The sequence below is a fragment of the Amycolatopsis sp. BJA-103 genome (assembly GCF_002849735.1).
GTDB lineage: Bacteria > Actinomycetota > Actinomycetes > Mycobacteriales > Pseudonocardiaceae > Amycolatopsis.
The window spans coordinates 5,656,753-5,669,435 of record NZ_CP017780.1 but is presented as its reverse complement, the minus strand read 5'-3'; the positions used below and the strand labels follow the sequence as shown (position 1 = coordinate 5,669,435).

Annotated in this window: 10 protein-coding genes; 9 read left to right on the top strand and 1 reads right to left on the bottom strand. The window is 69.2% G+C overall.

Features of this window, described 5'->3' with window-relative positions:
• Positions 1–74: 74 nt before the first annotated feature.
• The 6 genes from eccCa to BKN51_RS24645 all read left to right on the top strand — a co-directional run bounded on the left by eccCa (position 75) and on the right by BKN51_RS24645 (position 8,132).
• Positions 75–4,043: a type VII secretion protein EccCa gene (eccCa, locus tag BKN51_RS24670; protein WP_101609854.1), complete on the top strand. Its 3,969-nt coding sequence runs from the start codon at positions 75–77 to the stop codon at positions 4,041–4,043.
• A gap of 86 nt (positions 4,044–4,129) precedes the next feature.
• On the top strand, positions 4,130–4,498 hold the full coding sequence (locus tag BKN51_RS24665; RefSeq protein ID WP_101609853.1) for a hypothetical protein: 369 nt from the start codon (positions 4,130–4,132) through the stop codon (positions 4,496–4,498).
• A 34-nt stretch (positions 4,499–4,532) separates the two neighbouring features.
• On the top strand, positions 4,533–5,990 hold the full coding sequence (locus BKN51_RS24660) for a hypothetical protein (protein WP_101609852.1): 1,458 nt from the start codon (positions 4,533–4,535) through the stop codon (positions 5,988–5,990).
• Positions 5,991–6,002: 12 nt separating this feature from the next.
• Positions 6,003–6,419: a hypothetical protein gene (locus tag BKN51_RS24655; protein WP_101609851.1), complete on the top strand. Its 417-nt coding sequence runs from the start codon at positions 6,003–6,005 to the stop codon at positions 6,417–6,419.
• A 103-nt stretch (positions 6,420–6,522) separates the two neighbouring features.
• Entirely contained in the window at positions 6,523–7,650 is a 1,128-nt protein-coding gene (locus BKN51_RS24650; protein ID WP_146044291.1) for a hypothetical protein, read from the top strand.
• 89 nt (positions 7,651–7,739) lie between these two features.
• Positions 7,740–8,132, top strand: a complete 393-nt coding sequence (locus BKN51_RS24645) for a hypothetical protein (RefSeq protein WP_101609849.1) — start codon at positions 7,740–7,742, stop codon at positions 8,130–8,132.
• Positions 8,133–8,204: 72 nt separating this feature from the next.
• Here BKN51_RS24645 and BKN51_RS24640 read toward each other — a convergent pair whose 3' ends face one another.
• Positions 8,205–8,906 (bottom strand): IclR family transcriptional regulator, encoded by a 702-nt coding sequence (locus tag BKN51_RS24640; RefSeq protein ID WP_005158149.1) that lies wholly within the window; start codon positions 8,904–8,906, stop codon positions 8,205–8,207.
• 79 nt (positions 8,907–8,985) lie between these two features.
• On the opposite strand from BKN51_RS24640, the gene leuC reads away from it, so the two are divergent.
• From leuC to BKN51_RS24625, 3 genes are all read left to right on the top strand, one after another.
• Positions 8,986–10,404, top strand: a complete 1,419-nt coding sequence (leuC, locus tag BKN51_RS24635; RefSeq protein ID WP_101609848.1) for a 3-isopropylmalate dehydratase large subunit — start codon at positions 8,986–8,988, stop codon at positions 10,402–10,404.
• A 32-nt stretch (positions 10,405–10,436) separates the two neighbouring features.
• On the top strand, positions 10,437–11,039 hold the full coding sequence (gene leuD / locus BKN51_RS24630) for a 3-isopropylmalate dehydratase small subunit (protein WP_101609847.1): 603 nt from the start codon (positions 10,437–10,439) through the stop codon (positions 11,037–11,039).
• Between the two features lie 253 nt (positions 11,040–11,292).
• The gene (locus BKN51_RS24625) at positions 11,293–11,958 is read left to right on the top strand and encodes an HU family DNA-binding protein (RefSeq protein ID WP_101609846.1); all 666 of its coding nucleotides are present in this window, start codon (positions 11,293–11,295) and stop codon (positions 11,956–11,958) included.
• Positions 11,959–12,683 lie beyond the last annotated feature (725 nt).

Sequence of the window (12,683 nt, the reverse complement as noted above, 5' to 3'; positions counted from 1 at the left end):
GCGCTCGCTCGGCCGCCCGGCATCTTCCTGCCATCGCCGTCGAGACGATCGTGTGGGCGCGGAGGATTCCGGGTATGTCGACAGTCGTCGTGAAGAGGCCGGCCCGCCGGCCGGCTCCGGACATGCCCGCCGGAGAGCTGCTTCTGCAGCCGCCGCCGGAGATCCCGCCACCGCCGTCGAGGCAGTGGGCGCAGATCTTCATGGTGCTGCCGATGGTGGCCATGATGGCGGCGATGCTGCTGATGTACTCGGGCTCCATCGGCGGATCCATGCGCTTCGTCGTCTACGGACTGATGGGCGTCGGCATGCTCGGCATGGTCGCCATGGGTTTCCTGCAGGGCGGCGGCCCGAGCAAGCGGGAGATGGGCCACGCCAGGCGAAAGTACCTGCGCCACCTTTCACAGCACCGGTTGCGGCTGCGCCGATCGGCCCGCAAACAGCGTGCGGCGATGGAGTACCTGCACCCGGATCCCGCTTCGCTGTGGTCGCTGGCGGTCAGCTATCGGCTCTGGGAACGGCGCAAGGAAGACCCCGACTTCGCCGTCGCCCGCATCGCCCGTGGACGGCAGCGTCCCGCGCTCACCGTGGTCGCCCCGGACACGAAGCCGCTCGAAGAGCTCGAACCGCTGTCGGCCTTGGCGTTGCGCCGGTTCGTCACGACCTACGCCACGATCGACCGGCTGCCGATCGCCATCGCGGTCAACGGGTTCAGCCGGATCCACGCGCGCGGCGATCGCGACGCCGTCCTGGGCATGGTGCGCGCGATGCTGGCCCAGCTGGCCGTCATGCAGTCGCCGGACGATCTGCGCGTCGCGGTCTGCGTCGGCGAAGATCGCCGCGCCGACTGGGAATGGGTCAAGTGGCTCCCGCACGTGCTGCATCCGGAGCGCACCGACGCACTCGGCCCGCTGCGACTGGTCGCCACGACCATCCCCGCGCTGGAGTCGATGCTCGAAGAGGAGCTCACCAAACGGCCGCGGTTCGACCCTGAGGCGGCCACTCGCCTGCCGGGCCCGCATCTGGTGGTGGTCCTGGACGGCGGCGCGGTCGCCGGTTCCGACCACCTGATGACCGGCGGCGGTGTCGAAGGGGTGACCGTGGTGGACCTGAGCACCGCGCCGCCAAGGGCTTTCGACCGGACCAGCGTGCTGCTCGACGTCGCCGCGGACGGCGATCTGCTCAGCGAGACCGTCGACGGCGCGGTCTCCCTCGGCCGGGCCGACCGGCTCGGTGCGGTGGCCGCCGAAGGCCTCGCCAGGCAACTCGCGCCGTTGCGGCTGACCTCGGGCCTGCCCGGGGAGGCGCCGATGAGCGGTGAACTCGGCCTCGCCGAACTGCTCGAACTGGGTGACCCCTACGACTTCCATCCCGATGACACCTGGGTGCCCCGGCCCAATCGCGACCGGCTCCGGATCAAGCTGGGGATCAAGGAGGACGGGACCCCGATCGAGATCGACCTGAAGGAATCCGCACAGGACGGGATGGGCCCGCACGGCCTGCTGATCGGTGCGACCGGCTCGGGCAAGTCGGAACTGCTGCGCACGCTCGTGCTGGCACTGGCGGTCACCCATCCGCCGAACTCGTTGAACTTCGCCTTGGTCGACTTCAAGGGTGGCGCTACCTTCAGCAGGCTGGACAAGCTCCCGCACACCAGCGCCGTGATCACGAACCTGGCCGACGAGCTGCATCTGGTCGACCGGATGTCCGACGCGATCAACGGTGAGCTGATCCGCCGTCAGGAACTTCTTCGCGCGGCGGGGAACTTCTCCTCCTTGCGCGACTACGAGAAGGCGAGGGCCGCGGGTGCGCCGCTCCCGGAGGTGCCCACGCTCCTGGTGATCTGCGACGAGTTCTCCGAACTGCTCTCGGCCAAGCCCGACTTCATCGACATGTTCGTCCAAATCGGACGGGTCGGCCGGTCGCTCGGCGTGCATCTCCTGCTCGCCTCGCAGCGGCTGGACGAAGGCAGGCTGCGCGGTCTCGAAGCCCACCTGTCGTACCGGATCGGGCTGCGCACCTTCTCCGATATGGACAGTCGCGCGGTGCTCGGGGTACCGGACGCGTTCACCCTGCCGAGGGCTCCCGGGCACGGCTTCCTGAAGGTCGGCACCGAACCGATGGACCGCTTCCGGTCCGCCTACGTGTCCGGTGTGTACCAGCGCGCCACCGGGGCGGGCTCTGCGTCGGCGTCCGCCGAGGCATTCGCGCTGCACGAGTACACGACCGCGTACCTCGCCCTGGACCTCGACGATCCGCCGGAGGAGCGCACGGGCGACGACGATCCGGACCTGGCCACCGGCGAGACGCTGCTGGACATCCTGGTCGACCGGTTGGAAGGACGGGGAGCCGCGCATCAGGTGTGGCTGCCGCCGTTGGGCGACTCGCCGACGCTGGACCAGTTGCTGCCCTCGCTGGTCATCCATCCGCAGCGCGGGGTGACCCCGAATTCGGCCGGGGCGGCGGGTGCGCTGCGCCCGGTTCTCGGCATCGTCGACCGGCCGTACGAGCAACGCCGCGACCCGCTGATGCTGGACCTGTCCGGTGGCGCCGGGCATGTGCTGGTGCTCGGGGGACCCCGGTCGGGCAAGAGCACCACGCTGCGCACGATCATCACCAGTGTCGCGCTCACCCACACGCCGCGGGAAACGACTTTCTACTGCCTCGATTTCGGTGGTGGCGCACTCGCTTCAGTCACCGGCCTGCCGCATGTCGGGGGTGTCTCCGGCCGCCTCGACACGGGCGCGGTCCGGCGCACCATCGCCGAAGTGGCGACCCTGCTCGCCCAACGGGAACGGCTGTTCGCCCAGCACCAGATCGACGGGATGGCCACCTATCGCAAGCTCCGGGCCGAGGGAGGATTCGCCGAAGACCTCCACGGTGACGTGTTCCTCGTCATCGACGGCTGGCTGACCCTGCGCAACGACTTCATGGATCTCGAGGAGACGGTCAACGACATCATCGCGCGTGGCCTCGCCTTCGGTGTCCATGTCGTCGCCGGCGCCACGCGTGCCTTCGATCTGCGGATGAACGTGCGGGATCTCTTCGTCAGCACGCTGGAGCTGAAGATCGGCGACCCGATCGATTCGGTGATCGACCGGCGGGCGGCAATGAGTGTGCCGCCCGATTCGCCGGGACGAGGCGTCGCGATGAGCGGGCACCAGATGCTGGTTTCGCTGCCGAGGGTGGACGGAGTGTCCGGCACCGAGGATCTGGCGACCGGGGTGGCGACGCTGGTGGACGCGGTCAAGAAGGCATGGCAGGGGCCGCCCGCCCCCTCGGTCCGGCTGTTGCCGCCGGTCCTGCCCTACCTGGAGCTCCCCGCGACCGACGAACCGTCCGGACCGGACGCGGGCTTCGCCGTCGGCATCCACGAGCGCGACCTCAGCCCGTTGCGCCTCGACTTCGCCGACGACCCGCATTTCCTGGTGCTGGCGGACATCCGCAGCGGCAAGACCAACTTCCTCCGGGTGCTCGCCAGGCGGATTTGCCAGGCGTACACGCCGGAAGAGGCACAGATCGTCCTCGTCGACCATCGCCGGGGACTGCTCGGTGAGGTCGACGGCGAATACCTGATCGGCATGGGGGTCAACGATTCCCACAGCTCCGAGCTGCTGGCACAGGTGGCCGAGCGGCTCACCGCCCGGCTGCCGGGCCCGGACATCACCACCGACCAGCTGCGGAACCGCAGCTGGTGGACCGGCCCGGAGATCTTCGTCCTCGTCGACGACTACGACCTGGTGGCGACGCACAAGGACCATCCGCTGTTCGCGCTCTTCCCGTTGATCGCACAGGCTTCGGACATCGGCCTGCACGTCGTGCTGGCCCGCCGCAGCGGTGGTGCGGGTCTCGGCCTCGGCGAGCCGTTCCTCTCCAGGCTGCGCGATGTCGGCGCGTCCGGCCTGATGATGTCCGGCGACCGGGACGAAGGGCCACTGCTCGGCGGAATGCGTCCTCAGGTGCTCCCACCCGGCCGCGGCTGGCTCGTCGACCGGCGCGGGACCAAGAGCCTGACCCAGGTCGCCTGGTTGCCACCCAAGGAATGACCGGTGGCCGCTTCCTGTCGCGGCCCGCCCGCCACGCCGCCGGCGTGGTTGCCTTCACCAGACGTATTGGAAACGAGGAGCACGACATGGGATCCGGCGAAACCGTCGACGGCGACACCGTGGTGATGATCGAGGCCGCCCAGAGTTTCAACAACATCGTGCAGGACGTCCCGAAGCTGATGTCACGCCGTGTCGAAGGCGCGTGCGGTGGCGGCCTGGACGAATGCGCGGCGCTAGTCCAGGCCGACGCGGCGGCCACTCGTTCCCTGCAGATGTTCGTCATGGGCGTGCGATACGGCATCGCCGCCTACGGCAAGTTCGCCAGGACTTCCGGGGTCGCCTACCGCGACGCGGACGCCGCGGCGGCCGCCAATCTCGTCCTCGGGTGGCGTCTGCAGAATACCGGGTCCGGTCTGCCCGGACTGGAGACCTACCAGCAAGCGCCGGCGAAGTAGCGGCACCTCATGGCCTCGAAGAAGGTGCGCGACGATGGGTAACTACGAAAGCCTCTCCTTTTCCCAGCTGCACACCAAGATCAGGATCGAATACCAGCACATCGGCAGGCTCCGCGACGCCGCCGTGATGTGGGATGAAGGCACCCAGTGGATCGGCGACACGCTCGGCCGGTTCAAAGGGCAGGTCGAAAACCTGACCTCGCACTGGCCGGACAAGGCGGGCTACGCGTTCGCCGTCCAGGCGCAAAGCGACATGAACAACATGCGGTCCTGGATCAGGGCGGACGGCGAACAGGTCGCCTTGCCACCCCAGCAGATCTCGACGAGCCCCGGCGAAGGGTGGAAGTACACCGAAAAGGGCATCGTGGCGTCCGACATCGCGGGGCAGCTCCGGAGATTGGCGGATCAGCTCCAGTTCGTGTTCACGGCCGTGGACGGTTTCTATCGCGAATACACGGCCAGACCGGCGGAATCCGCTGAAAGCCGTAAGGACGCCGAAGAGTTCTATCGGAAGGAATCGGTCAAGCTGATCGCTCCGCTGGGCACCGCCTACACCCAGGTGGCCAATGCGCTGCCCGGCGCCTCGGGCAGGCACTGGAACGGCGCGCAGAGCGTGGTGGTCCCGGAGCTGCGATCCGACCGCCCGGCGGACGACGGCACGCCCGCCGGCGACGGGGCTTCGACCGGTGGCGGGGATCCGAGCCAGCCGGGATCGGCGAACCCCGGTGAGCCCCAGGAACCGAATCCCGGTGACACACCGGAGACCCCCGAAGAACAGAAGCCGCTCACGCTCCAGGAACAGCTGGATCTGGCCTCGTCGGGGCTCGACGTCGCCAGCAAGGCCGTCGACCTCGGGGGCAAGGTCGCCGAACAGTTGCTCGGCGCGGGCGGGGCCGGATCGGTGGACGTACCGGATCCGGCGACCGTGCCGAATCCGTTGGAAGGCTGGAAGCCCGGTGAGTCTCCGTCGCTGAGCGGCCTTTCGTCCCCGGACAATCCGCTGGGCCTGCCGACCCTCGCCGGTCTCGGCGACGGTGGCGGCGGAATCGGCGGTGGCCTGGGGGCGGGCGGAATCGGCTCGGGCAGCGGCGTTTCGCCGATGCCCGGAACTGCGTCCCCGGCGGCCGGCGTGACGGGTTTCGGGGCCGCGCTACCGGGAACCTCCGCCGCGGCGGGGTCGGCGGGCGGAACGACGGGCCTGGGCGGAAGCCCGGGGATGATGCCGATGTATCCGCAGAACGGCGCGGGCGGGAGAGCGGGCGGCGGCGGCGATATCAGGCCGGGAGCCGCCGAACACGTCAACGCGGTCCGTTCGCGCAAACCCGAGGGCGAACCGGGCGTGGCGCTGCGAGGCAGGGCGGGGGCGGCGCCGCGCCCGCCGGTCACCCGGCAGCGCCCGGCCGTCGAAAACGACGTCGTGCACGTGCTCGACGAAGACCTGTGGCAACTCGACCCGGCCACCGATCAACCGAAATACCGCACCGGATACTAGGAGGAGGGGCTCATGTCCGACGTCGTAGACGGCGACCCCAGCTCGATGTTCGCTTATTCCCAGCAACTCAAGGCACCACCGATACCGGGCTCGGTGACCGCGGGTCTCGCGACACCGGCGAATCTGTCCGGGATGGTCGAGAGCGCGCTCTTGTCGGTGCTGGATCAGGCCGTCACCGCCGAGATCAACGCCTATCTGGGCGTTGTCACCGCGGACATGGTCACTTACGGCGCGAAGGTCAAGCAAGCCGCCGCGACCTATTCCCTCGCCGACATCACCAGCGCACTCGACCTGGCCACATCCGGGGTCAAGCTCGGCCAGAAGGTGGTCGGCGTCGCCAAGCAGGTGTCCGGGGCCGCGGGCTCGCAGTCCGGCACGACGGATCCCACCGACACGGGCGCGGGCGACGGCTCGCCGCAGACCACTTAAGGAGCCTCTCTTGTTCCCGTATGGCGTACTTCCGATGGAAGTCATGGTCGGGTGCATCACACAGACACAGCTCTGTGTCCCGGTCCTCATGCAGAAATCGGCGATGTGGAAGGAGGCGCGCGTCTGGGTCGAAGAGGCCAAGGTGGAGTTGCAGACCCGCGCCAACAACCTGGCCCCGGACTGGACCGACGACGCGGGCAGGGCGTTCGAGGAGAAGACCAAGCTGTCACTGGCCGACCTGACGATGTGGGGTCAGCGGATCGACGACTCCCGGGTGTCGGAGAACCTGGCCTCGCTGGCGGCCGCCCTGCCGGAGGCGCAGGGGATCGTGCTCGGGATGGCAGGCGAGTACGAGGCCATGCTGCTCAGTCTCAACTTCCCGGGAGCGTTCGCGGTGCAGCAGAAGGCGGGCGTCTTCCTGAGCGGATTGGGTACCCGCTTCGACACGACGATGCTGTCGATGTGCGCCGCCGCCGGGATCGCGAATCCGGCCGATCTGCTGCCCGGTTTCCCCCAGGTCACCGGTTCCGCCGCGGACGCGGTGAAAACGGCCGACGCGGCGGTGAACCTGCTCACCGAGGTGCAGAGCCTGAGCGAATCCCTCGGCGGAAGCGGGGTGGGCGGGAAGCTCCCGGACTCGTCCGGCCTTCTCGGCGGCTGGAACGGGTCGGAAGCGCCGTCCGCGTCCGGTCTCGCCTCGTCCGCGGGGAACGGGCCGACGCTGGCCGGGCTGGCACCCAACGCCTTGGCGTCCGGCACCCTCCCGGGCGCCCCGCTGAGCGGCTTGTCCGGTGGCGGCCTGCCGTCGGGCGGCCTCGCGTCGCTGCCGCCCATGCCGCTGGGAACACTCGGCGCCGCCGGTGGACTCGGCGGGGTTCCGGCGGCATCGCGAGCAGGTTCGGGAAAGCGCGCCCTCGGTTCGATGGCGGAGATCCCGCCGGGGGGCACGATCGGTTCCGCGAAGGGCGCCGGAGGCGGGATGATGCCGCCGGGGATGCCGCAGCACGCCGCGGGGACGGCCGGAACGGTGCGACCGGGGGCGGCCGAACACCCGCACGAGCGTTCCGAAGACGCGCCGAGGCCCGCTTCAGGGGCCGACGGCGTGGTGGCGGCACTGCGGGGCAGAGCCGTCGACGGTGACGGGAACGGCTTCACGATCCCGGGCCACCGGCGGGCGGCCGAGTCGGACACGGGATCGCTGCAACTGCTGGAGGACGACACCTGGCGGTGAGCCCCCCGAACGAGACCATCGACACTCCTCCGCCCCGGATGTGCCATGCTCGACAGCGCACGAGGCGGCGAAACCGAGAGGTGACGAGGGTGTCCATCTGGGCAGGCGTGATCAATTTCGTCCGGGCGCGATACGAAGTGCTCGAAGAACGGGGCGACTGGCTCCGGTTCCGGGTCGACACCGAAGACGGCCGTGGCCAGCAGGTCACCTTGCACCATCTGCCGGACCACGACGGGCTGGAATGGGTCGAGCTCTCGTCCCCGGTCGGCTGGGCGGACAAGATCGACCTGCGGCGCCTGCTCGAACTGGCGGGTGGCGACTCGGTCGGCGGCGCGGCGATCGTGGACGGCGTCGCCCTGCTCAAGCACACGGTCCCGCTGGCCGACCTGAACCTGCAGAACGAGTTCGGGCATCCGCTGACGTCCCTTGTCGCCCGCGCGGACGCCTTCGAGCACGAGCTCACCCGGGCCGACGAGTTCTGATAGGACGGTAGAACGTGAAGGGCCCCCTGCTCACAGCATGAGCAGGGGGCCCTTCACGTATTTCGAGAGAGCTCAGAGGCGCTCCTGCAGCGCGTCCGCGGCGGCGAGCAGGTCCGCGGCCCATCGGGCCCCCGGCTTACGCCCTATGCGTTCGATGGGCCCGGAAACCGACACCGCGGCGACGACGGTGCCCGTCGAATCCCGCACCGGCGCCGAGACACTCGCCACACCCGGTTCCCGCTCGGCCACGCTCTGGGCCCAGCCGCGACGGCGGACTTCGAGCAGTGTGCGCTCCCCGTACACCGCTTCGGAAAGGATCGTCCGCTGCGTGTGCGGATCCGACCAGGCGGCGAGCACCTTCGCGCCGGAACCCGCCGTCATCGGCAGCCGTGAACCGATCGGCACGGTGTCGCGGAGCCCGCTGGGCGGCTCCGCGGTCGAAACGCAGACGCGCTGGACGCCGTCGCGACGGTAGAGCTGAACGCTTTCCCCGGTGATGTCGCGCAATTTCGGCAGCACCGAACTCGCCGCGTCGAGCAGCGGGTCGGTCGAACCGCCCGCCAGTTCCGCGAGCGCGGTACCCGGCCGCCAGCGCCCGTCGGGGCCCCGGCGCAACAGGCGATGCACCTCGAGACCGACCGCGAGCCGGTGCGCCGTCGCGCGCGGCAATCCCGTCCGCGTGCACAGTTCCGCCAGGCCACAAGGATCTTCGGCCACGGCCTGAAGCACGGCCACGGCCTTGTCGAGTACTCCGATACCGCTATGCTGTCCCACAAGCCGATACTATCTTCCCGAAGTTTGAGATGTCCAGATGGTGGGAAGTACCTATTTCACCGCATGTGAGGAGCCGGAAATGCCCCGGACACTGGCCGAGAAAGTGTGGGAGTCGCACCTGGTGCGGCGCGGCGAGGGGGCCGAGCCCGACCTGCTCTACATCGATCTGCACCTGCTGCACGAGGTCACCAGCCCGCAGGCCTTCGACGGACTCCGCCTGGCGGGCCGGAAACTGCGCCGCCCCGACCTCACCATCGCGACCGAGGACCACAACGTCCCGACGATCGACATCGAGCTGCCGATCGCGGATCCCGTGTCCCGGACGCAGGTCGACACCCTTCGCAACAACTGCAAGGAGTTCGGCGTCCGGCTGCATCCGATGGGCGACGCCGAGCAGGGCATCGTGCACGTCATCGGCCCGCAGCTGGGCCTGACCCAGCCCGGGATGACCGTGGTGTGCGGCGACAGTCACACCTCGACGCACGGTGCCTTCGGCGCGATGGCCTTCGGGATCGGCACCTCCGAGGTCGAACACGTGATGGCGACCCAGACCCTGCCGCTCCGTCCATTCAAGACGATGGCGATCACCGTCGACGGCACCCTGCGCCCCGGTGTCACGGCGAAGGACGTCATCCTCGCGGTGATCGCGAAGATCGGCACCGGCGGCGGACAGGGCTACGTCCTCGAGTACCGCGGCGAAGCCATCGAAAACCTGTCGATGGAAGCCCGGATGACGGTGTGCAACATGTCCATCGAAGCCGGGGCGCGCGCCGGGCTCATTGCTCCGGACGAGACGACGTTCGCGTACCTGAAGGGCCGTCCGCACGCGCCGCAGGGCGCCGACTGGGACGCCGCCGTCGAAAACTGGCGTGAACTCCGCACGGACGACGATGCCGTCTTCGACGCCGAGGTTCGCCTGAACGCCGACGAGCTCACGCCTTTCGTGACCTGGGGCACGAACCCGGGCCAGGGCCTCCCGCTGGGCGCCGAGGTGCCCGATCCCGAGCGGATCGGTGACGAGAACGAGCGCATCGCCGCTGAGAAGGCCCTGTCCTATATGGACCTGAAGCCCGGCACGCCGCTGCGCGAGATCTCGGTGGACACCGTCTTCCTCGGCTCGTGCACGAATGGCCGTATCGAGGACCTGAGGGCCGCCGCGGACGTCCTGCGGGGGCACCGGGTCGCCGAGTCCGTCCGGATGCTCGTCGTCCCGGGCTCGATGCGTGTCCGCCAGGCGGCGGAAGCCGAAGGGCTGGACCGGGTCTTCACCGAAGCGGGCGCGGAATGGCGTCAGGCGGGCTGTTCGATGTGCCTCGGCATGAACCCGGACCAGCTCAAGCCGGGCGAGCGCAGCGCGTCGACCTCGAACCGCAACTTCGAAGGCAGGCAGGGCAAGGGCGGCCGGACGCACCTGGTCTCGCCCCTCGTGGCGGCCGCGACGGCCGTGCGGGGAACCCTGTCCAGCCCCGAAGACCTGCAGCCCGCCACCGCCCGCTGACATCGCTGACATCCGCGAAGGAGTTCCCAACCATGGATGCGTTCACCCACCACACCGGCGTCGGGGTCCCGCTGCGCAGGTCCAACGTGGACACTGACCAGATCATCCCGGCGGTCTACCTCAAGCGCGTGAGCCGCACCGGCTTCGAGGACGGTCTCTTCGCCGCTTGGCGCTCCGACGAGTCGTTCATCCTCAACCAAGAGCCCTTCACGAGCGGGTCGGTCCTGGTCGCGGGCCCGGACTTCGGCACCGGTTCCTCCCGCGAGCACGCGGTCTGGGCCCTGATGGACTACGGCTTCCGTGCCGTGATCTCGGCCCGGTTCGCGGACATCTTCCGCGGTAACTCGGGCAAGCAGGGCCTCGTCGCCGCTCAGGTCGAGCAGGCCGACGTCGAACTGCTGTGGAAGCTGCTCGAAAACGAGCCTGGGACGGAGGTCACGGTGGACCTCGAGTCGAAGACGGTACGAGCCAAGGACTTCACCGCGCCCTTCCAGATCGACGACTACACCCGCTGGCGGCTCCTCGAAGGGCTCGACGACATCGCCCTGACACTCCGCCACGCGGAGGAGATCGACACTTTCGAGATCCAGCGCCCCTCCTGGAAGCCGGTGACCCTCCCGGCGGCCACCTCCTAGGCCCGGTCGAAGGGGGCGGATTCCCTTGCTGAGCAGGGAATCCGCACCCCGGCCGAGGGTCCTTCGCAGAGCCCCGAAACCACACCGAACGGCACCTCTAGAGGCCCCGGAGGGGTCCCTCGAGAGGCGGAACAGCCCCCGAGGCAAGGGAAATTTCCGCGCGTCGTTTGGAATTTGTGCTGCATTGGTAATACCGTGTGCGCTAAGTCGGCCGACGGGGCCGTGCACAACAAGTTCTTCTTGGAGGACTGGAATGGCCAACAAGGCCCAGCTGATCGAGGCGCTGTCGGAGCGCCTGGGCGACAAGAAGGTCGCGTCGGAGGCCGTCGATGGCCTTGTCGACATCATCATCCGGACGGTCAACAAGGGCGAGAAGGTGAACATCACCGGCTTCGGTGTGTTCGAGAAGCGCGCCCGCGCCGCCCGTACCGCGCGTAACCCGCGCACCGGTGAGACCGTCCGCGTCAAGAAGACCAACGTGCCCGCTTTCCGCGCCGGCACGACCTTCAAGGACGTCATCAGCGGTTCGAAGAAGCTGCCGAAGGCCACCGCTGTGAAGCGCGCGACCGCCGGCACCACCACTCGGGCCGCCGCCACCCGCGCGACGACGACCCGGACGGCCGCCAGCCGCCCGGCCGCGACGCGCACCACCACCACGCGGACTCGCGCCGCCGCCGCCACGACGCGCACCGCCGCGAAGCCGGCCGCCAAGGCGACCGCGACCAAGGCCGCCGCCAAGCCGGCAGCGGCCAAGGCGGCGCCGAAGACCGCGGCCAAGGCCACGACTCGCGCCACCACGGCCAAGAAGGCGACCGCCACCAAGGCCGCCGCGAAGCCGGCCGCCAAGGCGACTGCCGCCAAGGCTCCCGCCAAGAAGGCTCCGGCCAAGCGGACTTCGGCGGCCGCGAAGAAGAAGTAAGCTCTCTCTTCCAGAGTGAGCCAACGGCAGGGCCCCGCGCACGGCGCGGGGCCCTGCCGCATTTTCGGGGCAGGTGCGCCGAGGCCGTCTCTATTCCCCTCAACGCCCTTGAGAGAGGGCGTCCGGGGAAACGGGACCCGGAACGGATCCGCGGCGGTCTGTGGACGAATGCGCCGGGCATACGGCGGAGCTGTCCACTCTTCGTAGAACCGCGCGGTCGCCCCGGTCACCCCGATGCCGCATCATCTCGCTCCCGAGCCGCCCTCCACAGCAGCCCTCCACAGTGGAGCGACGACCGTCCGCACCGGGCTGTTGCCGCTGGACAACGCCTCGCGAGACCGGATCCCGGCGCGGCGGCGGAACTCATTTCGCGGCGGATCCACCTGCTCGCAAGTACTTCGGAATCCGGCGAGCTTTGCCTCACCGGGACACGGCCGGAGTAGAGGCGCGTCACCCACGTGGGGGAGTCGCTTTCGAAAACGCGGTGCGGATGAGCGGTGGCCAGGTGGGTCGTGAGCGGCGATTCGGGTTCTAGAGGGGTAGGGCAAAGGTGTCGCTGTGGCTGAACCCAAGGTGAGCGAGGGCGTGACTCGTGTGATCGGAGCCGGATCACGCGAGATCCGTCTCCAAGCACACGTGATCCGTCTCTGATCACGCGTGACCGCCGCCCGATCACACGCGAGCACCCATCTCGCCCGAACACGCCACTCACGCCCCAAACTCGC